Annotated in this window: 17 protein-coding genes; 15 read left to right on the forward strand and 2 right to left on the reverse strand. The window is 65.5% G+C overall.

Annotated features, from left to right (window positions below):
* Window positions 1-40: 40 nt before the first annotated feature.
* The 15 genes from E5A73_RS16710 (at window position 41) to E5A73_RS16775 (ending at window position 18,044) form a co-directional block, all read left to right on the forward strand.
* A complete protein-coding gene (locus tag E5A73_RS16710) occupies window positions 41-1,333 on the forward strand; it encodes a lysophospholipid acyltransferase family protein (protein WP_135964970.1) in 1,293 nt (430 codons plus the stop codon).
* A gap of 66 nt (window positions 1,334-1,399) precedes the next feature.
* Window positions 1,400-1,537: a hypothetical protein gene (locus E5A73_RS21470; protein WP_168355964.1), complete on the forward strand. Its 138-nt coding sequence runs from the start codon at window positions 1,400-1,402 to the stop codon at window positions 1,535-1,537.
* Between the two features lie 229 nt (window positions 1,538-1,766).
* A complete protein-coding gene (locus E5A73_RS16715; RefSeq protein WP_135964971.1) occupies window positions 1,767-2,927 on the forward strand; it encodes a hypothetical protein in 1,161 nt (386 codons plus the stop codon).
* A 6-nt stretch (window positions 2,928-2,933) separates the two neighbouring features.
* Window positions 2,934-4,112, forward strand: a complete 1,179-nt coding sequence (locus E5A73_RS16720; protein ID WP_135964972.1) for an arginase family protein — start codon at window positions 2,934-2,936, stop codon at window positions 4,110-4,112.
* On the forward strand, window positions 4,099-5,100 hold the full coding sequence (locus E5A73_RS16725; RefSeq protein ID WP_135964973.1) for an arginase family protein: 1,002 nt from the start codon (window positions 4,099-4,101) through the stop codon (window positions 5,098-5,100). Before E5A73_RS16720 ends, E5A73_RS16725 begins: the two co-directional genes overlap by 14 nt.
* Window positions 5,090-6,148: a cupin-like domain-containing protein gene (locus E5A73_RS16730; protein ID WP_135964974.1), complete on the forward strand. Its 1,059-nt coding sequence runs from the start codon at window positions 5,090-5,092 to the stop codon at window positions 6,146-6,148. Before E5A73_RS16725 ends, E5A73_RS16730 begins: the two co-directional genes overlap by 11 nt.
* Before the next feature lie 21 nt (window positions 6,149-6,169).
* Window positions 6,170-7,390 carry an arginase family protein gene (locus E5A73_RS16735; RefSeq protein ID WP_206366523.1) on the forward strand — a complete coding sequence of 407 codons (1,221 nt, stop codon included), beginning with the start codon at window positions 6,170-6,172 and terminating at the stop codon, window positions 7,388-7,390.
* On the forward strand, window positions 7,387-8,235 hold the full coding sequence (locus E5A73_RS16740) for an arginase family protein (protein ID WP_135964976.1): 849 nt from the start codon (window positions 7,387-7,389) through the stop codon (window positions 8,233-8,235). The genes E5A73_RS16735 and E5A73_RS16740 overlap by 4 nt, the downstream gene beginning before the upstream one ends.
* A 22-nt stretch (window positions 8,236-8,257) precedes the next feature.
* Window positions 8,258-9,343 carry a cupin-like domain-containing protein gene (locus tag E5A73_RS16745; protein ID WP_135964977.1) on the forward strand — a complete coding sequence of 362 codons (1,086 nt, stop codon included), beginning with the start codon at window positions 8,258-8,260 and terminating at the stop codon, window positions 9,341-9,343.
* A gap of 80 nt (window positions 9,344-9,423) precedes the next feature.
* Window positions 9,424-11,862: an FtsX-like permease family protein gene (locus tag E5A73_RS16750; RefSeq protein WP_135964978.1), complete on the forward strand. Its 2,439-nt coding sequence runs from the start codon at window positions 9,424-9,426 to the stop codon at window positions 11,860-11,862.
* Window positions 11,863-12,061: 199 nt separating this feature from the next.
* Window positions 12,062-12,508 (forward strand): cupin domain-containing protein, encoded by a 447-nt coding sequence (locus E5A73_RS16755; protein WP_135964979.1) that lies wholly within the window; start codon window positions 12,062-12,064, stop codon window positions 12,506-12,508.
* A 10-nt stretch (window positions 12,509-12,518) separates the two neighbouring features.
* Window positions 12,519-13,679, forward strand: coding sequence for a Gfo/Idh/MocA family protein (locus E5A73_RS16760; RefSeq protein ID WP_135964980.1), 1,161 nt, complete (start codon window positions 12,519-12,521; stop codon window positions 13,677-13,679).
* Between the two features lie 148 nt (window positions 13,680-13,827).
* Window positions 13,828-15,186: a Gfo/Idh/MocA family protein gene (locus E5A73_RS16765; protein ID WP_135964981.1), complete on the forward strand. Its 1,359-nt coding sequence runs from the start codon at window positions 13,828-13,830 to the stop codon at window positions 15,184-15,186.
* Window positions 15,187-15,318: 132 nt separating this feature from the next.
* The gene (locus E5A73_RS16770; RefSeq protein ID WP_135964982.1) at window positions 15,319-16,344 is read left to right on the forward strand and encodes an oxidoreductase; all 1,026 of its coding nucleotides are present in this window, start codon (window positions 15,319-15,321) and stop codon (window positions 16,342-16,344) included.
* Between the two features lie 98 nt (window positions 16,345-16,442).
* The gene (locus tag E5A73_RS16775) at window positions 16,443-18,044 is read left to right on the forward strand and encodes a response regulator (RefSeq protein WP_135964983.1); all 1,602 of its coding nucleotides are present in this window, start codon (window positions 16,443-16,445) and stop codon (window positions 18,042-18,044) included.
* On the opposite strand, the gene E5A73_RS16780 is transcribed toward E5A73_RS16775, so the two are convergent.
* Window positions 18,041-20,092, reverse strand: coding sequence for an NAD(+) synthase (locus E5A73_RS16780; RefSeq protein ID WP_135964984.1), 2,052 nt, complete (start codon window positions 20,090-20,092; stop codon window positions 18,041-18,043). The genes E5A73_RS16775 and E5A73_RS16780 overlap by 4 nt on opposite strands.
* A gap of 193 nt (window positions 20,093-20,285) precedes the next feature.
* The gene (locus tag E5A73_RS16785) at window positions 20,286-20,951 is read right to left on the reverse strand and encodes a murein L,D-transpeptidase catalytic domain family protein (protein WP_240700230.1); all 666 of its coding nucleotides are present in this window, start codon (window positions 20,949-20,951) and stop codon (window positions 20,286-20,288) included.
* Window positions 20,952-21,046 lie beyond the last annotated feature (95 nt).

The raw sequence follows: 21,046 nt of genomic DNA on the forward strand, positions 1-21,046 counted from the left end.
TGCAGACGCCATCGATTGCGACGACGATCCTGCTGGCCGCATGCCCCTGGCGCAGCTGCTCGCGCGGGGAGGCCGCGGCAAGCGCGAAGTCCTCGATGCGGTCCATGCGCTGAGCGATGCCGCGCTGATCCCGTTCGGGCTGCGCGCTTATCACATGAACCTGTTGTCGTTGTTCGGGGAAGACTGGCCTCTGGAAAAGATCGCGCGAACCGCGCGCGCCGCGGCGATCGGCAAGATGATCGGCGGCTGGGAATATCACCACCATTATCTTCCCGGCCTGACGCACACGGCGGAGGTCCCGCAACTCGAAGACTTGCCGCTCGGCCAGATAACCGAGATTTTGGCGCGCGGCCGCGGGCTGGCCATAGCCTCGTTTCATCTGGGGCCGATGCGCTACCTTCCCTCGGACCTGGCGCATGCCGGCATTCCGATCTGCGTCCCGCTGGCGCGCGACTCGCTCAACGATTATCAAACCGCGCGGACGGCAAACCCGGAGGCGGCGCTCTGGAAAAAGCTCCGGATCGTCAATGCCGAGGAGCATGGCGGCGCGCTTGCCCTGGCCAAAACCCTGGCGCGGGGCGGGTGCGTCCTGTCCACCATCGACGGCAATACCGGGCTGGACGGCCCACGCGGCGACCAGCGGCGCGCGACGGTACGGATCCTGGGGTCGACCGCGCGCGTCAAGACCGGCCTCATCGGCATGGCCGCGCGCTTCGGCGCGCCGATCCTGGTGATGATCGCCTATACAAGCGGCGAGAAGCGACATTGCCGGACGGCGCCGGTCATCGATCCCGGGCGCGCGCTCTGCGGCGACGCGCGCGGGCATTTCGTCGAGGCGGCGGTCCAGCGCGCATATTCGTTCTTCGGCGCCGCGTTGCGGGCACACGCGGAGGAATGGTCCGGCGGCGATCTCTTCCACCAGTGGCGCGTGCCCGGCAGCCTCCCCCAGCGCGATATCGCGGAGGTCGCGCAGATGCTCGGCCACAGTCTCGCGGCGGGTGGCCGCTTGACGATCAATCACCGTCGCATCGTTCCGCTGAGCGGCGAGGCCGACAGGATCTGGTCCGATGCGGTGAGCGGGCGATGCTATCGGCTGCCTGCGGAGATGGCGGCGTTGGCCGAGCAACTTTCCGCGCCGGACGGCATCGGCCGCGACTGGCTCGACCGACACGCCGGCACGGCGCGTTCGCGGATATGGGCGTTCCTGTGCCAGCTCGCATCCCGCGATGCGATCCGGCCAATGGAGCGCGCCGCCAATGACGGAACCAGACGCGAAAACCCGAAAGCAGTTCGAGAGATTGCTCATCCTCCGATGCATGGGACGGGCATGTAAGCAAGCAAGTGCATCACAGCGGGACGGGTAATTCGATCCGTTCCGAACAACTAGGGAGCTTTTGCCATGATTGAAAAAATCGAAACCAGCGATTCGCTGCTGATCGACGAGTTCGAGATCATCGAACTCGAAGACCGTCTGGAGCTGGCGGGCCGCTGCAACGGCCGCTGCGACGCGCCGACCGTGCCGATCAAGCCCGCCTGAGTTCTTCAGGTCGTCAAACGGCGGGATCGGGCAGTGTTCCGGTCCCGCCATTATCGCTCGCGCGATTACTGCAGCTTGCGGATCACCGTGCATGATTGAAGATCAACGCCCCTTCGCCAATCCTCTGCTGGAAGCGTCCGCCTTCGATTCGGACGCCGGCAAGCCGATGACGCTCTGCGTGGTGCCGAGCGCAAATGAGCCGGTCCGCTTCGCGATCCCCGCGCTCTACATGGATCTGGTGCGCCAGTTCGATGGCGAGCGCTCCGAGGAGGAGGCGATCCACGCCTTTCTCGGCCATCATCCCGGCAGCTTCGAGCCGGAGTGGCTGCGGCGGCTGATCCGGCAATCGCTGCTGCCCAAGGGCATCCTGATCTATGCGCATCAGGATCCGGCGCGCGTCGCGGTGAGCAGCCAGCCCAAGCGCGCTTTCCTGTTCCTCAAGCTGCCGATCTTCCCACCCAGCGTGGTCGATGTCGTGGCGCAATGGCTGAGTTTCATGTTCCAATGGCCGGCGCTGCTTTGCGGTGCCTTATTGTTCGTTGCTTCGCACGTCTATGTATACGGCGTGCTCATTCAGGAACGGCATGTCGACTTCAATCAGCTCAATGCGGCTGGCATTCTGCTGATAATGCTGCTCTCCACTCTGGGCACGATCTGCCATGAGTTTGGCCACGCCAGCGCCGCCGCCCATTACGGCTGCAGGAAAATGACGATCGGTTGGGGTCTGTACATCATCTATACGGTGCTGTGGACCAACGTGTCCGAAGCGTGGAAGCTGCCACGGCGCCAGAGGGCGATGATAGACATCGGAGGCGTGTACTTCGAATCCCTGTTCCTGCTGCTGACATTGGCGCTTTATTCCGAAACCGGCAATCTGGTCTTCCTTTTTGCATTCGTCATGATCGATTTGAACATCGTGATGACGCTCAATCCGTTTCTGCGCATGGACGGTTATTGGCTGATGAGCGACCTGTTCGGTATCGTCAATCTGCGCAAGCAGCAAACGGCGTGGCTGGAGGAGATCGCCGCGAAGCTCTTCGGAAACGGATCCGGCGCTCCGCGGAGCAGCCTGAGCGAAAGGGCCAAATGGGCGTTGGGCATCTATTCCGTGGCGGGCGCAATATTCCTGATCTACCTGCTTACGGTAATCTTCAAATTCGTGATCCTGAACGTGGCGGGCGCATATCCGGCGATGCTGCAGGCGTTCTGGCACGATGCCCTGGCGGGGATGACGGCGCTGGAGCTGCTCGGCGGCTTTTTCGAGATCTTCTGGCGCAGCCTGATGTTGCTCGGCGCCGCGGTTATGCTGCTGAGCCTGGGAAGGCGAGCCATCGGGATGGTGGCTCGAGTCGGCATGTTCAGAGCCGCCGCGCAGCAACGCGGCGTCTGACCGGAAATGGCTATTCTCGAGGCCTTTTGCGACGAAGCACCGGCGTCCGGGGGCGAATATCCGGCGGGCGACGCCAGGCATTCCGGTCCGCAGGGCGACCCCGCCGGCGCGGACCCGCTGCTGACGACGCGTCTCATGGTCTCCGACGACCTCGCGCTGGAAAGCCAGGACGACACCCATATCGTCGTCATCAACACGGCTTCATCCGCGCGGACGAAGCTGTCGCTTTCCGCTTATCGCTTGCTGAAGGCGTTCGCGCGCCCGTGTCGTATCGATCAGGTCGCGCCCGCGCAGGTCGCGGCTCAGATCCTGCCGCAGGTGCGAATGCTGGTCGACAAGCAGATGCTGGTCGACGCCGATGCGCCGGTGCCCGCGGATACAGTCAGGCTGCGCACTGCCGTCGCCTATAAATTCTGCGGCGCGCCGGCTTATGCAAAGTCGAAGATCCCGGATTTTGTCATACTCGGTGTTCCGTACGATCTAGCCGGGGAGACTGACAGTCGCCTGGCGCCCGCCCTGATCCGTCGGAAATCGCTCGATTATTCCTATCAACTGGATTTCGGCGATGGTCGTCCGCGCGGCTGGTTCGACGTGAACCGCGGTGTCTGGATGCTGCGGGGTGCGACGCTTGCCGACGCGGGCGATGTCCCGGTCGACTATGGCGAGAACCGGGCCTGCTGGGTCGAGCGGGTCGGGACCGCGCTCGCGGAATGCTGCACTGGTCACAGCGTGCCCCTCATTCTCGGCGGCGACCGTTCGGTAACCGGCGCCGCGCTTGGCGGGCTGCGCCACCCCGGCAAGCTGACGGTGGTGCAGATTACCGCTGATCCCGAACACGCGGCGGATGGTGCGGGCCGGCATCTGCTGCGGATGGACAAGGTCGAGCGCGTCGTCAGCCTCGGTGCCTGTCTGGACCGCCGACCGGAGACCGTTCGCGCGTGGGGCGACGCGCTTTCGATTTATTTGTCGATCGATCCGAGCATCGCCGGCGCGCGCTGGACGGCACCACCCGGACCGACGCTGCACGAACTGAAGGTGCTGATCGCCGCGATCGGCAAGGTCCATCGCATCGTCGGCATCGAGCTGGTCGGGCTCGACATGCGATCCCGCTCGCCGGAACTGGCTGCCATTACCGGATGCCACCTGGCCCTGGCCGCGATGAGCGCCGCGCATGACCGGTTCTGAGGCCCCGATGGACGTACCTGTCCCTCCCGCTTCGCTGTTCGGCTGGCCCGGCTGTCAACACGTCTCGCCGGAGATCGGAGCATTGTGCGCAATCGGGGCGCCGACCGATCACGGTAATGTGATATCGCGCGGCGCGTCGCGCGGCCCCGCCGCGATCCGTCGTGCCAGCCTGCAACTGCCTGAGCTGCGGCTCGATGGGCTGGACATCGGAGATGTGGACCGGTCGGATGGCCCCGATCCGCAACGGTATCTGGATCGCATCGCCGCCGTGACGCAGCGGATTCGTGAACGCGGCCTGTGCCCATTGCTTCTCGGCGGCGACCATTCGATCACCTACGCGCCGGTTTCGACGCTGCATCGCTCACGCGAACTGTGCCTGATCTGGTTCGACGCACACACCGATTTCAGTCCCTGGTCCGGACAGAATTTCCACAATCACAAGCAGGTTCTGCGTCGGATATCGAAACTGGGGGGCGTAAGCCGGATCGTGCAGATCGGGTATCGCGGGATCACTGCCGGCGACGAACGTTCGCTTGGTGCGAAATCGGTGGTGGTGACGACGAGCTGTGCGCGCGAACTCGACGCGCAGGCGCTGCTCGCGCTCGTTCCCTATGCGCTGCCTTGCTACATCTCGATCGACATCGATGTCATCGATCCGCTCTGGGCGCCGGGAACCAGTGCGCCGGTGCCCGACGGCCTGCTGCCGGATCAGTTGAAGGGCATGCTGCAGACATTGGTCCGGCATCGCGAGATATTGGGAGTCGACCTGGTCGAAGTGAATCCCGTTCTGGATCTGGAGGCGGCAACCAGCCGCGTCGCCGCCGACCTCCTCCACGGGATTGCGGAGCATTGGGTCCACCAGCGGTTGCGGCGATCGGCGCCGGCGGGAGATGCGGCTTTCGAGGCTTTCGCAGTAGCGCCCGTCGCTTGCGAAACGACCCGGCACGGCCACCCCGATCCGATTCAAGGCGCGCGCAATGCAATCTAGCGCGATCCCGGTCTACGAGCTCGACGCGTTCGAGCGGCTCGTGGCAACCTCTCCGAACGTGCTGGCCGAGCATCCCTGCGTGGTCCGTGGCTTTACCGCGCAATGGGCGGCCAGCCGAAGCTGGACCAGCCTGGAAAACCTGACCGGGGCCTTCGGCTCTTTCCCGGTCACCGCGGGCGCGCCGCAGTTCACCACGCACAAACACGCGAAGATGTGCCAGGTGAAAACCGATTTCGGCACCTATCTCCGCTACGTGCGGGATCCAGACCGGCTCGAGGAACTGTTCGAGGGGAAATGGTCCAAAGGCGACGCTTCGGTCCTGCGCGCGCTCGATCTGCCGCTCTATTGCGGAAACCTTCGCCTCGTCCGGCACTCCCGCGAGAAGGTGCTATCCCAGATCGATCCGCTGGTGCCCGATCCAATCGAGTATCTGAACGACGAAATTCCCTATTATTATCAGTCGGGCAACCATGTCTGGCTCTATGTCAGCCTGGCCGGCGCGCTTACGCCGCTGCATCAGGACAACAACGCCGTCATCGCCTATCTGGCGCAGCTTCAGGGGCACAAGGAGGCGATCCTCTACAGCCCCGCGGACAAACCGCATTATTGGCGCCGCGACCTTGGCTATATGGACCCGCTGAGCCCGAACGACGCGGAATTCCCGAGCTGGCGCGAGGCGCGGCCATGGACAGCCTCGCTCAATCCGGGCGAGTTGCTGATCTGGGGTCCGAACTGGGCGCACCACGTCGTGACACTCTCCAATTCGATCACCGTCAGCTTCGACATCGTCAACGCGCTGAATCTCGGCGCCTACACGCGATCGCATGATTGGCGTGTGGAATTGGGGCTGATCGCGCGCAAGAACGCCGATCTGTTCCGCGCCCGCATGCCGCACCCGCGCATCCGCGCAGCGTTCGACGACACCGAAGACGGGCACCTCGGGCGGGAAGTTATGCTTTGCGTGCTGCGGGATGCGCTCGCGGCGCCGTTGGCCGAGCGCTCTCGCCGGGTGAAGGCGGAAATGCTTCAGGTGCTGGAGAGCGCCTGAGCGATGGACCAACTCTCACCTTTGACCGACGAGCCATTTGGAGAGGCGGGCACCCCTGGCAGTCTCTCGGAGAAGCTGGTGATTTCTCCGTCGATGCAGATCGAACAGAGCGATCCACAGACCGTCACCATCTATCTGCGCTCCGCCGGAACGCGTCTTCGTATTCCGCGGGCACTCTACGAATTGCTTCTCAAATTCGAGATACCGCAGAGCCTGGCGTCGATCGCAGGGAGCAACTTGCGCGTGGCTTCGGCGATCGAAAGGCTGCGCGATAAGGGGTTTCTGCTTGGCGAAGGCGATGCTGAGCAGTCTCCGCACAGGCTCGTCACCGACCCCCCGGTGCGGCTGTTCGATTGCCCTGCTCATAAGCTGGCGCCCTCCGCCACCGATTTGGTCGTGGTCGGCATACCCTATGACCTGAGCGATCGCGCCGCGGCCGGTGCGCGGCAGGGCCCGTCCGCGCTTCGCGAGACGTCGCTGCAGCTCTTGTACGGGATCGACCGGCGTACCGGGCAGCCGCACGGCTGGTTCGACGCCGATCTCGCCCGGCCGATCCTGCGCGGCGTGACGATCGGCGACTGCGGCGACGTGTTCGTCGATCCCGGCGAACGCCAGGCGCAGTTGTTCGCGCGGATTGCCGCGATATTGGGCAAGGTGACCGGTGGGGGGAGCTTGCCGGTACTGCTGGGCGGCGACGCGGCGATCGGTTTTCCGGCGATCGAGCTGCTGCAAGCGCGCCTGCCGCTCGCGGTGATCCGGATCGGCGGCGCGGCTCCGCATATCGCCGCTCCGCACGCCTCTTTCGTATCGCCATCGACCTTGCCGGCGCGCGTCCTGGCGCTGCCGGGGGTGCGCCGCTACGTGCATGTCGGTGCCGGCGAACGGCCCGGCGGCATCCAATCCGGGCTGGCGACGGTTACCGCGCCGCGGTTCAGGCGCGAGGGCATGGCGGCGCTCGAACAATGTCTCGATGACGGCATGCGCGTCTATGTCGGCCTCGACCTCGACGCACTCGTCGCGCCCGGCGATGCCGACGGACCCGAAAGCGCGCATTTCGCTTATGCCGAGCTGCACGCGCTGCTGTGCGGTATCGGCGAGCGATACACGATTGCGGGCTTCGATCTGGTCGGAGCGAACCCGCTGAGGCCGGGCTGGGGCGCGACTGCCATGACCGCGGTCCATCTCCTGCTGACGGGGCTCAGCGCGGCGAAAGATCGACGGGGAGCGGAGGCGCGGTCATGACCGTCGCATCCTTGTTCGGATGGCCGAATGCGGCCGGGGAGCCGGCGGGAGACGCCATCGAGATCGTCGGGGTGCCGAGCGATTCCGGCAACAGCATCGCCTCAGGCGCGCGTTTCGGCCCCGATGCGATCCGCCGGGCCAGCCTGGTCCTGCGGCCCGACGCCAATGGAATCGATCGCGGCGACATCGGCGACGTCCATGACGGCGACTGGCAGGACGTGCTCGAGCGCGTCGAGAACGCCGTGAACGCCATCGTCCGCCGCGGGTCGCGGCCGGTGCTGCTGGGCGGCGACCACGCCATCTCCTATGCCGCGGTGGCGGCACTGCGCGAGTGCCGTCCGCTCAACATCCTGTGGTTCGATGCGCACACCGATTTCTGCGCGTGGCCGAACGCGCATTGGCACAACCACAAGCAGGTGCTCCGGCGGATCGCAGGGCTCGATCATGTCGCCCGGATCGTCCAGGTCGGGCATCGCGGCATCACCTATTTCGACGAGGCCAGCCGTTTCGATCGCATGACGGTGGTGACCGCCCGAGCGGCGCGCGAAGCACCCGCGGAAACCATTCTCGAACATCTCCCCCGGGACGAGCCGGTCTATATGTCGATCGACATCGACGCGGTCGACCCGCGCTGGGCGCCCGGGACGGGGCACCCGGTGCCCGGCGGATTGAGCGTGGCGCGATTGCGCCGATTGGCGCGCGTCGTCGCCGACAACCGGGAGGTCGTCGGCCTCGATATGATGGAGGTCAATCCTTTGCTCGATGATCGGGACAGGACCAGCGCCGCCGCGGCGGCGATCCTCGCCGAGCTGGTGCCCGCCTTGATGCGCCGCAGCCACCATTGACCCCGGAGCGAGGTATCGGCGCATGGAAACCAAACAGATCCCGATAGTGTCGAGCGCGGAGTTCGGGCGGATTGCGGATCGAAACCCCAATTTGCTGCACGAGAATCCCTGGGTGGTCGAAGGGTATATCCATAGCTGGCCCGGCTATCGGCAATGGCAGGATCTGGACTATCTGCGCGAACGCTTCGGCGATCTGCAGGCCTTCGCCAAGGCGCCCAATTTCATCACCAACCGAAACCAGAAGCTGGTCAGCGTGGAAACCAGCTTCGAGCAATATATCAGATACATCCGGCAACCGGACGACGTGCGGGAAATCTATCGGAATTGCTGGCTCGAAGGGGATCATGAGCAATTCGTCGCTCTGGGCATGCCGCTATATTGCGGCACGCTCCGGATCGTCCATCACGCGAACGACGCGATATTCGCGGATGTCGACCCGTTGCTTCCGGCACCCTTGCGCGCGTGGAATCACGCGCTTCCTTATTATTACTCGCTGTTCAACCATTTCTGGTTGCTGGTCAGCCTTCCCGGCGCATTGACGCCGCTGCACGTCGACAACAACGGCACGATCGCGACGATCGCCCAGCTCAGCGGCCGCAAGCGCGCGACGCTGTATTCGCCGGCGGACCTTTGCCACGTGCGCAATAGCGAAATCGGCTTTCTCGACCCCGAGCAGCCGGACGACCGCGATTTCCCGACTTGGCGGCGCGCCGTCAAATGGGTCGCCGATCTCCAGGTCGGCCAGGTGCTGTTCGTCGGCACCAACTGGGCGCATCACGTCAGGACGCTGGACACTTCGATCTCGGTCAGCTTCGACTTCGTCGACCACAGCAACCTCGCGGCCTACGCCACCTCGGCCGGCTGGGCCGCCGCGCTGGGTAATCGTTGCAAGCGCAACCCCGAGCTGGTCGCCGCCAGGACGCACGGGCAGATCAGGCGGGAAGACATCGACGAACTGTCGGCGGTGACGCTGGGCCGGTGCGTCATGGCGCATGTTCTGCGTTCGACATCCGCCGCCGCGGAAACGCCGGAACTGACGTCGATCCGCCGACTTTATTTGGCCCACCTGGAGCAATGCCTGGCGTCGAACGAAGAATTGGCGGCGTGATCGCGCTTCGGCGACAGTTTTTCGTTTGTCTTGCTTGGATTATCAATTCATCTTCGTGAAGGGTCGGGAAAGGGGGGCGTATGTGGCGCAATTACCTGATTGTGGGCCTGCGGGCACTGGCCAGGAACAAGACCTACGCCTTCATCACCATTGCCGGGCTGGCGATCGGCATGGCGGCGTGCCTGACGATCCTGATGTATGTGCGCCACGAAACCAGGTTCGACCGCGACACCCCCGGCGCCGAACGCGCGTTCCAGTTCCAGCTTCACGTCAAGGGAACCCAGACGGGCAACGCCTATTGGTCGCAGAACGCGCCGTACGTCGCCTTGCAATATCTCAAGGCCGACTTCGCGCAGGTCGATCAGATCCTCTACGTCGGCGAGAATGCGGCGCTCGTCCTCAAGGACGGCGCGCCGTACGCCCCCGAGCGCTCGGTTCAGGTCAGCGGCAATTTGTTCAGGATCGTCCGCTTTCCCTTCGCGCACGGCAATCGCGAGACGGCGCTCGACTCGGTCGGCGCGGTGGTCCTGACCGAGAGCGAGGCGCGGAAGCGGTTCGGCCGCACCGATGTCGTCGGCGAGACGATCACCCTGCTGGAGGGCGGCCGGCCCGAGGATCACCCTGTCACGGGAGTCGTCCGCGACCTGCCGGAGAATTCGCACCTCGCGCTCGGCATGATCACGCGGATCGATCCGCAATCCTATTTTGCCAGCTATCCCGCCTTTCTCGAATCCTGGGGCGAATTCAACGGCCACATCTATGTCTCGCTGAAGCCGGGTGCGGACGTGGAGAGCCTCAATCGGCAACTGCCCTCGTGGGAGCGGCGTCATCTTCCCGCCGAGATGCGCGATCAAGGCGAGTTCAAATTCGTCAACATTCGCGACATCCATCTCGGCACGGCCAAATGGGGCTTCAAGCCCGGCGGCGATGCCCGGACGATCGCCGTCTTCGCAGTCGTCGCACTGCTCATCCTCGTCATGGCCTGCGTCAATTTCATCAACCTCGCCACCGCGAGAGCCAGCCAGCGCGCGCGCGAAGTGGCGCTGCGCAAGGTGCTGGGGGCCAGCCGCAGGCAGCTTGTCGCGCAGTTCCTCGCCGAATTCCTGCTGATGGCCGGCGTCGCCATGCTGCTCGCGGTCGCGCTGTTCGAACTGGCAATGCCGCCGCTCGGCGCGTTTCTCGGCGCTGACCTGACGGTCGCCTATTTCGGCCGCGACGGCATCCTGTTGCCGCTTTTCCTGATCGTGCTCGCAGTCGGGCTGATCGGCGGGCTCTATCCGGCGCTTTTCCTGTCGCGCTTCCAGCCCGCGACCGTGCTCAAGGCGAACCAGTCGGCAAGCGACACGCCGGGTTCGGCGCGACTCCGCGGCCTGCTCGTCATCGGCCAGTTCGCCATCTCGATCGGCCTGACCGTCTGCACGGCGGTGGTCTATCAGCAGACGGTCTACGCACGCAGCGCCGATCCCGGCTACGCACGCGACGGCATCCTCCAGGTCCAGGAGATCGGTCGCGACGCGGTCAGGCCATCGATGGATGCGATGCTGCGCGAGATCGGGCAGGTCCCCGGTGTGACCGCCGTCGGCCGCACCGAAATCGGCGTGAACACCGACCAGAGCTCGAGCGCCGCGGTCAGGCTGACGGCCAATGCGGAACCGGTGCGCGTCGGCACGTACGCCGTCGACACCGGCTATTTCAGGGCGATGGGTATCGATCTTCTTGCCGGCGCCTTGTTCCGGGAAAACCAGCCCCTGAGCGACTCGATCCCGGGGGAGCAGAACACCAGCGCGCCGAGCATGCGCGACGTCGTGCTCAACGCGCTAGCAGCGCGCAGCCTCGGCTTCACTGAGCCGAGCCAGGCGGTCGGCAAGCGGCTTTTATCCGACGATATGTCCCTGACGATCATCGGCGTGGTCAGGGATTCGCGCTTCCGCTCGGTTCGCGAGCCGATCGAGCCGATCATGTTCCACCTGGACCCGGGCGACGCACGATGGATGATCGTGCGCTACAAGGCGGCGAATCCTTCCGCCGTGCGCGATCGAGTCGAGGCGATCTGGAAGCGGTTCGCGCCCGACGTGCCGTTCGAGGCGCGCTTCAGCGAAGAGATCGTCGGCAAGCTCTACGCAGCGGAGTCGGCGCGCGGGAAGATCTTCGCGGCGTTCGCCATGCTCGCCATCGTCATTGCCAGCCTCGGCCTGTTCGGCCTGGCCGCCTTCACTGCCGAGCGGCGCACCAAGGAAATCGGCATCAGGAAGGTGCTGGGCGCCCGCACGCACGACATCGTGCGGCTGCTCGTCTGGCAGTTTTCGAAGCCGGTGATCCTCGCCACTCTCATTGCCTGCCCGGTCGCCTGGTGGGTGATGCGCGACTGGCTCAACACGTTCGACGCGCGCGTCGATCTCGGCCCGGCTCCCTTCGTGTTGGCCGCCTTGATCGCGTTCGTCATCGCGCTGGGCACCGTCGCCGGGCACGCGATCAGGGTCGCGCGCACCAATCCCGTCCACGCCCTTCGCTACGAATAGCAGGCCGGTCCCCGAATCGTCGGCGAACGCGGCGCGGGTCATCTTCTCGGACAAATGGGTTCCCTGGCCGTCGATATTCGGTAGGCTGACCATCACCGGAGTCGTGCGCCTGCGAAAGCGGGGGCAAAGGGTCGCAGGCGAACCGGCCTGTAGCTCCGGGGGTCTGCTTCGGCAGGTGCACGCGATGGGAGAGCGAAGAATGAAGATCACGCCGAGGGACGCCATCATTGCGAGCATGGCGGCGCTATCGGGCTGGGCAGTCGCCGCGGCCGCGCAATCCGCACCCGCAAAGCTCGGCCCAGCCGTGTTCGACTGGGCCAGGATGGAGGCGAAGGTCACCGATGTCGGCGCGATCCGCAACCTTGTCCGCCAGCCGACCGCGACGCTCGACGAGCTCGAGATGCACGTCACCACGCTCAATCCCGGCCTGGCCTCGCACCCGCCGCACCAGCACCCCAATGAGGAGCTGATCGTCGTCCGCGAGGGCACCGTCGAAACGCTGAGCGGCGGCAGCTGGAAGCGGCTCGGCCCGGGGTCGGTGATCTTCAACGCGTCGAATTCGCCGCATGCGCTGCGCAACGTGGGCGCCACGCCGGCGACCTATCACGTGATCAACTGGAAGACCGCCGCGACCCCGGCGAACTGAGGAGACCGCCATGCACCGTCGCACGATGCTCACCGGCGCCGGACTGGCCGGAATCACCGCCGCGATACCGCCCGAGTTGCTCGCCGCGCAGTCGCAGAACCAGGGTAACGCCGTCGCCGCCGATGCCGCGCCCGCTGGTCCCGAGCCGACCGCGAAGCACCGCATCCAGTTCGGGGTGATCGGGCTGGATCACGCGCACATCTACGGCATGACCGACGCGATGATCCGCGGCGGTGGCACCCCCGTGGCCTTCTTCGCCACCGACCCCAAACAGATCGAGACCTTTGCCAGGCGCTACGGCAATGGCGTCCAGCTCGCCAGGAGCGAGGATGCGATACTCGGCGACAAGCGTATCCAGCTGATCATCGGCGCGCCGATCCCCGATCTGCGCGCGCCGCTCGGCATCCGTGCGATGCGCGCCGGCAAGGATTATCTCGGCGACAAGCCCGCGATCACCAGCCTCGAACAGCTCGCCCAGGTCCGCCGCGCAGTGAAGGAGACGGGGCGCAAGTTCGCGATCATGTATTCCGAGCGGCTCGAGGTCCGCGCCGCGGTCCATGCTGGCGAACTCGTTGCGCAGGGCGCGATTGGCAAGGTGATCCAGACGGTCAACCTCGCCCCACACCGGGTCAGTGCGCCGAGCCGTCCGGACTGGTTCTGGGACAAGGCCCGATATGGCGGCATCCTCACCGATATCGGCAGTCATCAGGCCGATCAGTTCCTGTTCTACACCGGCTCGACTTCGGCGCAGGTCGTCGCCTCGCAGACCGGCAACCTCCACTGGCCCGACAGGCCGAAGTTCGAGGATTTCGGCGACATGATCGCCACCGGCAACGGGGGGACAGGCTATATCCGCGTCGACTGGTTCACCCCCGACGGGCTGCCGACCTGGGGCGATGGCCGGCTGTTCCTCGTCGGCACCGAAGGTTCTATCGAACTGCGCAAATATGTCGACGTCGCCGGACGGCCGGGCGGCAATCACCTGTTCCTCACTGACAAAAAGGGCGTGCGCTACATCGACTGTTCGAAGGTGCCGCTGCCGTTCGGCCCGCAATTCGTCACCGACGTGGTCGAACGCTCGTCGATCGCGCAGGATCAGGCCCAGGCACTGCTCGCCGCCGAACTGGTGCTGACCGCGCAGAAGAACGCGACGCGGCCGGTGATCGGCTGACAAATCCTCCCTCGCGAAGCGGGGGAGGGGGACCACGAAGTGGTGGAGGGGGCTTGGCCGCGCGCCACGCATCTGCGGAGAGGCCCCCTCCGTCGCCTTCAGCGCCACCTCCCCCGCTTCGCGAGGGAGGAAAAATAGGAGAGAGACGATGGCCCAGCCAACCACCCGCCGCAACATCCTGAAGACCGCCGCCGCGCTCACCGCGCCGACGATCGTCCCCGCCAGCGTGTTCGGCCGGAACGCCCCTTCGAACCGAGTCGTGATCGGCGCAATCGGCGTTGGCCGCATCTCGCGCGGCCATGACATGAAGGAAATCCACAAGCACAAGGACGCGCAGATCGTCGCGGTGTGCGACGTCGACACGATCCGTCTCGGCGCGGGCAAGGAACTGGTCGACGCGCGCTATGCCGCCAGCACCGGCAAGCCCTATTCGGGCACGCGGATGTACCATGACTATCGCGAATTGCTCGCCAACAAGGAGATCGACGCGGTCCTGATCTCGACGCCCGATCACCAGCACGCCCCGCAGGCGGTGCACGCGGTGCGCGCCGGCAAGCATGTCTATCTGCAGAAGCCCGCTGCGCTCACCATCGCCGAAGGCCGCGCGATGGCCGATGCGGTCAAGGCGAGCGGGCGCGTCGTCCAGATCGGCTCGCAGCAGCGCGGGCAGGACCCCTGGCCGCAATTCCACCGCGCCTGCGAATTGGTCCGCAACGGCCGCGTCGGCGCGCTCCGCCGTGTCGAGGTCGGCCTGCCGGGCGACCCGTCGGGCCCGGAGGCGCCGCCGATGCCGGTGCCGCGCAACCTCAATTACGACGCCTGGCTCGGCACCACTCCCGAAATTCCCTATACCGAGATCGGGGTCCACCGGCAGGACTCGTTCGAGAACCGCCCCGGCTGGTTGCGCGTCGAGCAATTCGGCGCGGGCATGATCACCGGCTGGGGCTCGCACCATATCGATACCGCGCATTGGGGGATGGACATGGAACATTCGGGCCCGGTCGAGATTTGGGGCAAGGCCGAATTCCCCAAGAGCGGCCTGTGGAACGTCCACGGCGCTTTCGAGACCCACGCACGCTACGCCAATGGCGTGACGATGACCGTGTCGGGCGCCTTGCCCAACGGCGTGAAGTTCATCGGCGACAAGGGCTGGATCTTCGTCACGCGCAGCGGCGCCGTCACCCCTTCGGACCCGGGCGGCCCCCAGATCGACTCGCTTCAGGCGAGCGATCCGAAGATCCTCACCAGCGTTATCGGTCCCAATGAAGTGCATCTGCTCAAGGTCCCCGAGCAGCACCGCAACTGGCTCGACGCGATCCTGACCGGCGTGCCGGTGAGCGCGCCGGCCGAGATCGGTCACCGCGCTTGCTCGACCTGCCTGCTTCACTGGACCGCGATGAAGACCGGGCGGCGGTTGAAATGGGATCCCAAAGCCGAGCGCTTCGTTGGCGACGACGAGGCCAATGCGATGCTTTCCCGTCCGCAACGCGGAACATACGCGATCTAGCCGTTTTGCACTTGTTCCGCTTTTGGTGGAGAAGTGCGCAAACATGGGTACGGGCGGTGTCAACTTCGGCGTTAACATGTTCCGCGTTTTCTCTATGCCCGCCTGAATTGCATAACCGCCTAAAGGACCCCCATGATCCGCACCGGACTGATCGGCTACGGCCTCGGCGGCATGGCTTTTCACGCCCCGCTGATCGACGCCGTCCCCGAACTGGAACTCGCCGCGATCGTCACCTCGCGCGCCGCCTTGGTGCACGAACGCTACCCGCAGGTGCAGGTGGTGCCCGATGTCGCGACATTGCTCGCCGACCCGACCATCGAACTGGTCGTCGTCTCGACTCCCAACGACACGCACTTCTCCCTCGCCAAGGCGGCGCTCGAGGCGGGCAAGCATGTCGTGGTCGACAAGCCCTTCGCCAACACGGTGGCCGAGGCCGAGGCGCTGACTGCCCTGGCCGAGGCGCAGGGCAAGGTATTGAGCGTCTTCCACAACCGCCGCTGGGACAGTGACTTCCTCACCCTGCGAACCCTGCTCGATCAGGGAAGCCTCGGAGACATAACGCTTTATGAAGCGCGGTGGGATCGCTTCCGTCCCGGGCTGCGCGGCAATTGGCATGAAGATGCGGGTCCGGGCGGGGGCAATCTGATCGACCTGGGGCCGCATTTGATCGACCAGGCGCTCGCGCTGTTCGGACCCCCCGAATGGGTGACGGGAGACCTCATCGCCCAGCGCCAGGGTTCGCTGGTCGACGACTATTTCGAGCTGACGCTGCATTACGGCCGCATGCGCGCCGTGCTCTCCTCCGCTTCGATTGTTCCCGCCCCGCGGCCGCGCTTTGCCGTCCATGGCACGCTGGCGAGCTTCGTCAAGCACGGCCTCGATCCGCAGGAGGCACAGCTCCGCGCCGGGATGCGCGCCGACGATCGCGGCAGTGGTGTCGAGGAACCGGCGCAGCACGGCGTGCTGATCGCGAGCGACGGAACGAGACGACCGGTCCCGTCGGAACGGGGGGACTATCGCCGCTTCTATTCGGGCGTCGCGCAAGCGGTGGCGGAGCGGCGCCCGCCGCCGGTGTCGCCGACTGACGCGCTGGGCGTGTTGCGGATCATCGAACTGGCCCGCCAAAGCGCTGCGGAGCGCCGGTCGTTACCGTTATGATACCTGCATCCTCGGGCATTTCCCTTAGGTGGGCGGGGCGCTCGAAACGCCTATACCGAGCTGTTTCCGCGGCTCCAGATCGCAGGTTAGGAGTTTGAATGCTTAGCCTTTTGGCTGCGTTGTCGAACGGCGCCTACGTGCCGCATGGCGCGTCGATGGCTTGGCGTCCCGGTCTGCTATGGGCGAACGTCGCCACCGACGCGGTCCTCGCGATCGCCTATTTTTCGATCGCGCTGGGCTTGGCGTTGCTGATCCAGCGCCGCCGCGATTTCGCCTTCAGCTGGATATTCTGGTGCTTCGCGCTCTTCCTGACCGCGGACGGGCTTAATCACCTGATGAGCATCGTGACCTTGTGGTATCCAGTCTACGGCGTGCAGGTCACGATCAAGGCGTTGACCGCTGCCGCGTCGATCGCGACCGCAGCTGCCTTATGGCCTCTCGTCTCGAAAATGCTCTCGATGCCCTCGCGCGCCCAGCTCACCGCCGCAAATTCCAAACTCGAAGCCACGATCGAGGAGCGCGACGCGGCGCTCGCCCAGTTGCGTGAGCAGATGGCGCGGCGGCGCGACCTGGAAGCTGCATTGGTCCAGTCGCAAAAGCTGGAGGCGGTGGGCCAGCTGACCGGGGGGATCGCGCACGATTTCAACAACCTCCTGCAGGCGGTCGCCGGAAATCTCGAACTGATTGCGCGCAAGCCCGACGATATCGATCGCGTCGTGGGGTGGAGCGCCAGCGCGCTCAATGCGGTCGAACGGGGCCGGACGCTGACGGGCCAGCTTCTCGCTTTCTCGAGCAAGCAAGGTGTCGAACTCGATTCGGTACGGCTCGTCGAGCTGCTCGGCGGCGTGAAGGACCTCATCGAGCGTGCAGTCGCGCCGCTTGGTCAGGTACGCGTCGAGCGGATCGATCCCGGGCTCAATGTCGAAGTGGACGCGCTCCAGCTCGAGCTGGCGCTGCTCAACCTCGCGTTCAACGCGCGGGATGCCATGCCTCAAGGCGGGATGCTCACGATTGCCGCCGAGCATCGCAGCGGCGGCGTGGCGCCTGATCTTCCCGCGGGCGACTATGTCGCGCTCAGTTTGACGGATACCGGAACCGGCATGTCGCCCGAAGTACGCGCGCGCGCGACCGAGCCCTTCTTCACCACCAAGGGCGTGGGGAAAGGCACTGGCATGGGCCTGTCAATGGCGCTCGGCGTGGCACGACAGTCGGGCGGATCACTGGCGATCGAAAGCGAGGAAGGGCAGGGCACGGCGATCACGTTGTTCTTGCGCGTCGCGGCCGGCCAGCCGCGCCGGATTGTCGGCGACGATGCGCGCTCAGACGTGCGCGTCGATCTATCGGGCTGCACCATCGCCCTCGTCGACGACGATGCCCAGGTTCGCGGCTCGCTTGCGGATACGCTGACCTCGGCTGGCGCGACAGTCTGTCAGGCATCTGACGGCAGGGCCGGCATCGAGCTCGTCCGCAGCGCCCGCCCTGATCTGCTCGTGGTCGATTTCGCCATGCCGGGGATGACCGGCGCCGAGGTCGTCCAGCAAATGCGAGGGGATCACCCCGATCTGCCGGTCGTCATCGTCACTGGCTTTGCCGACACCGACAAGCTCAATGCGGTTACTGGCGCGAGTGTGGCGGTGTTGTGGAAACCGTTCGAGGCGCAGGAATTGCTTCGAAAGGTGGCCGGGCTGCTTCGCCGCTAGGGCAGCGCGCGGCGCAGCTCTTCGATCCACGTCGTCGCGACGCTGTCCGAGGGCGCACGCCAGTCGCCGCGCGGGCTGAGCGCGCCGCCGGCCGAGACCTTGGGACCATTGGGCAGCGCCGAGCGCTTGAACTGGCTGGTCTGAAAGAAGCGGAACAGAAACTCCTCCAGCCACTTGGCGATGGTCTCGAGATCGTATTCATTGCGCTCCGCCGCCGGAAAATCGATCGGCCACAAGCCTGCGCTGCGATCGCGCCAGGCGTGCCACGCCAGGAAAGCGATCTTCGACGGCCGCAGGCCGTGCCGGACGGTGTAGTGCAGGAAGAAGTCGTGGAGTTCGTACGGGCCGATGCGGTCCTGCGTGCTCTGGATATTGCCCGCCGCGTCGGCTGGGACGAGCTCGGGCGAAATCTCGGTGTCGAGGATCGACGTCAGGACGCGCGCGGCCTCGCCGGTGAACTGGCCGCTGCGCACCGTCCAGCGGATCAGATATTGCATCAGCGTCTTCGGGACGCCCGAATTGACATTGTAGTGACTCATGTGATCGCCGACGCCATAGGTGCACCAGCCGAGCGCGAGCTCGGACAGGTCGCCGGTACCGACGACGAAGCCCTGGCGCTGGTTGGCGAGGCGGAAGAGATAGTCGGTACGCAGGCCCGCCTGGACGTTCTCGAACGTCACGTCGTAGACCGGCTGGCCCTCGGCAAAGGGATGGCCGAGATCGCCGAGCATCTGCCGCGCGCTGGGCCGGATGTCGATCTCCTCGCCGGTGATGCCGAGCGCGCGCATCAGCGCCCAGGCGTTGGCCTTGGTCGCATCGCTGGTCGCGAAGCCGGGCATGGTGAAGCCGAGAATGTCCGAACGCGGCCGGCCGAGGCGATCCATCGCCTTGCATGCGACGATCAGCGCGTGGGTGGAATCGAGCCCACCCGAAATGCCGATGACGAGATGCTTGCTGCCGGTGGACTCGAGCCGTTTGCGTAGCCCCTCGACCTGGATGTTGAACGCTTCGTAGCAATCCTCCTCGAGCCGTGCCGGCGTGTTGGGGACGAACGGAAAGCGACGCAGGGGGCGAAGCAGCCCGCGGTCGGCCATGTCGGGCTGGTGCTCGAAGCCGATGCGGCGAAAGCGCGTCTCGGGATGATTGGCGTAGCGGGCGCTGTCGTTGAACGTGCCGTTGCGCATGCGCTCGAGCCGGAGCCGCTCGAGATCGACATCGGCGCAGACCACTTCCGTGGTCAGTTCGAAGCGTTCGGAGCGGGCGAGCAATTCGCCGAACTCATAGATCAGCCCCTGGCCGTCCCAGGCGAGATCGGTGGTGCTCTCGCCGGGGCCCGAGGCCGAGTACAGATAGGCGGAGAGCGTTCGCGCGGCCTGCGACGCGCAGAGCAATTCGCGCTCGCGGCCCTTGCCGATGACGATGTTCGAGGCCGAGAGGTTGCACAGCACCAGCGCGCCCGCCAGCGCGCCGTCGGTCGAAGGCGGAGTGGGCGCCCAATAATCCTCGCATATCTCGATGTGGAAGACGAAGTCCTCGAGGTCCGAAGCGGCGAAGATGAGGTCGGGCCCGAAAGGCGCGGATTGGCCGGCGACGGTGATGTCGAGACCAGTGAGCCCCAGTCCCGAGGCGAACCAGCGCTTCTCGTAATATTCGCGATAATTGGGCAGGAACTGCTTGGGCACCACGCCGAGAATGCGGCCGCGCGCGATCGCAACCGCGCAATTGTAAAGCCGGCCGTTGCGGCGCAGCGCCGCGCCGACCAGCAGGACCGGCGTGAGCTTCGCGCTCGCCGCAACGATCGCGGCGATGCCGGCTTCGGTTGCGTCGAGGATGGCCTCCTGCAGATGGAGGTCGTCGATCGCATAGGTCGTGACGTTGAGCTCGGGAAAGACGAGCAGATCTGCGCCCTCGGCGTCGCCTTGCTGCGCCAACGCGATCGTCGCGGCGGCGTTGGCGGCGGGATCGCCGACGACCACTGAGGGCGTGCACACCCCCGCACGGATCATTCCCTGGCGATGAAGCGAGAAAAAGGGATGAGTCTTGGCCATCAAAGCGACTCCGAACGCATTTCCGGGTCGAAGCGCACGACCCGCTCGGTCGCAATGACGTTTGCCTCAAGCGGGAGGGCCGGCGAAAGCGTTTCGATCATGAAAGGGTCGTAGTCGGCGGCGGGGGGTTAGCCAACCCGGCGCGGCAAGCACAGACGGTTGCTCGTAGCTTTGGTCTGAGGACGTCGCGCAATCAGACCTTGGCGGAGTAGATCATCCGGCCGGGCCCGAGCCGCTCGAACACCTTGGCGAGTTCGTTCTCGCCCACCGCGAAGCAGCCCTGGCTGCGGCCGAGCTTGCCGTGCTTAGCGATCATGTCGGCGTTCGAATACCAGGCCGAGTGGACGACGATCGCGCGATCCAAGGCGTTATTGTTGGTCGGGTCGAGCCCGAGCAGGCGCTGCGAATCGCCGTGTTTGCCGACATAATAATCGGCGGTGAGAAAGGCGCCCTCGCTGGTCGCTTCCGAATTCACGACGTTCGAGAAGCTGTGGAGCAGCCCGGTGTGCTCGGGATCCGAACCCACGCCGTGCGCGACGAGGAAGCTCTGCACTTCGCCGCTGCCGAGGTTGACGATGTGAAAACGTGGCCGCGAGGACGGCGTTGCGAAATCGGCGATGGCGATGCGATCGTGCGACTGCACGCGGATCGAGTGCCGGTCCAGCGCGGCGACCGCGCGCTTGAACAGTTCGGGACGGATGTTGCCGGGCACCTTCGCCGCAGCCTTTACCGGCCGCGGTGCCAACGGGATCGGTGCCGGCAAGGGGACGATCGGCGCCGGCGCGCTCGCCAGCTTCAAGGTTCGCGTGGCGCAGGCGGAAACCACCGCACCGCTAGCCATCACAAGCGCCGACCGCATCAGCGCACGGCGCGTATGCGCCGAATCGAGATTTTTCGTCACTGGTTACCCGCTACCCGCTATTATGCCCGGTCTTTGTATCAGGCTTAGCCTTG

Source organism: Sphingomonas gei, from assembly GCF_004792685.1.
Lineage (GTDB): Bacteria > Pseudomonadota > Alphaproteobacteria > Sphingomonadales > Sphingomonadaceae > Sphingomonas > Sphingomonas gei.

Coding starts and splice junctions, on each gene's coding strand:
- E5A73_RS16710 (WP_135964970.1), top strand. CDS start 41: ATGCCCCTGGCGCAGCTGCTCGCGCGGGGAGGCCGCGGCAAGCGCGAA.
- E5A73_RS16730 (WP_135964974.1), top strand. CDS start 5,090: ATGCAATCTAGCGCGATCCCGGTCTACGAGCTCGACGCGTTCGAGCGG.
- E5A73_RS16745 (WP_135964977.1), top strand. CDS start 8,258: ATGGAAACCAAACAGATCCCGATAGTGTCGAGCGCGGAGTTCGGGCGG.
- E5A73_RS16720 (WP_135964972.1), top strand. CDS start 2,934: ATGGCTATTCTCGAGGCCTTTTGCGACGAAGCACCGGCGTCCGGGGGC.
- E5A73_RS16775 (WP_135964983.1), top strand. CDS start 16,443: ATGCTTAGCCTTTTGGCTGCGTTGTCGAACGGCGCCTACGTGCCGCAT.
- E5A73_RS16740 (WP_135964976.1), top strand. CDS start 7,387: ATGACCGTCGCATCCTTGTTCGGATGGCCGAATGCGGCCGGGGAGCCG.
- E5A73_RS16715 (WP_135964971.1), top strand. CDS start 1,767: ATGGATCTGGTGCGCCAGTTCGATGGCGAGCGCTCCGAGGAGGAGGCG.
- E5A73_RS16770 (WP_135964982.1), top strand. CDS start 15,319: ATGATCCGCACCGGACTGATCGGCTACGGCCTCGGCGGCATGGCTTTT.
- E5A73_RS16780 (WP_135964984.1), bottom strand. CDS start 20,092: ATGGCCAAGACTCATCCCTTTTTCTCGCTTCATCGCCAGGGAATGATC.
- E5A73_RS21470 (WP_168355964.1), top strand. CDS start 1,400: ATGATTGAAAAAATCGAAACCAGCGATTCGCTGCTGATCGACGAGTTC.
- E5A73_RS16755 (WP_135964979.1), top strand. CDS start 12,062: ATGAAGATCACGCCGAGGGACGCCATCATTGCGAGCATGGCGGCGCTA.
- E5A73_RS16765 (WP_135964981.1), top strand. CDS start 13,828: ATGGCCCAGCCAACCACCCGCCGCAACATCCTGAAGACCGCCGCCGCG.
- E5A73_RS16750 (WP_135964978.1), top strand. CDS start 9,424: ATGTGGCGCAATTACCTGATTGTGGGCCTGCGGGCACTGGCCAGGAAC.
- E5A73_RS16725 (WP_135964973.1), top strand. CDS start 4,099: ATGACCGGTTCTGAGGCCCCGATGGACGTACCTGTCCCTCCCGCTTCG.
- E5A73_RS16760 (WP_135964980.1), top strand. CDS start 12,519: ATGCACCGTCGCACGATGCTCACCGGCGCCGGACTGGCCGGAATCACC.
- E5A73_RS16785 (WP_240700230.1), bottom strand. CDS start 20,951: ATGCGGTCGGCGCTTGTGATGGCTAGCGGTGCGGTGGTTTCCGCCTGC.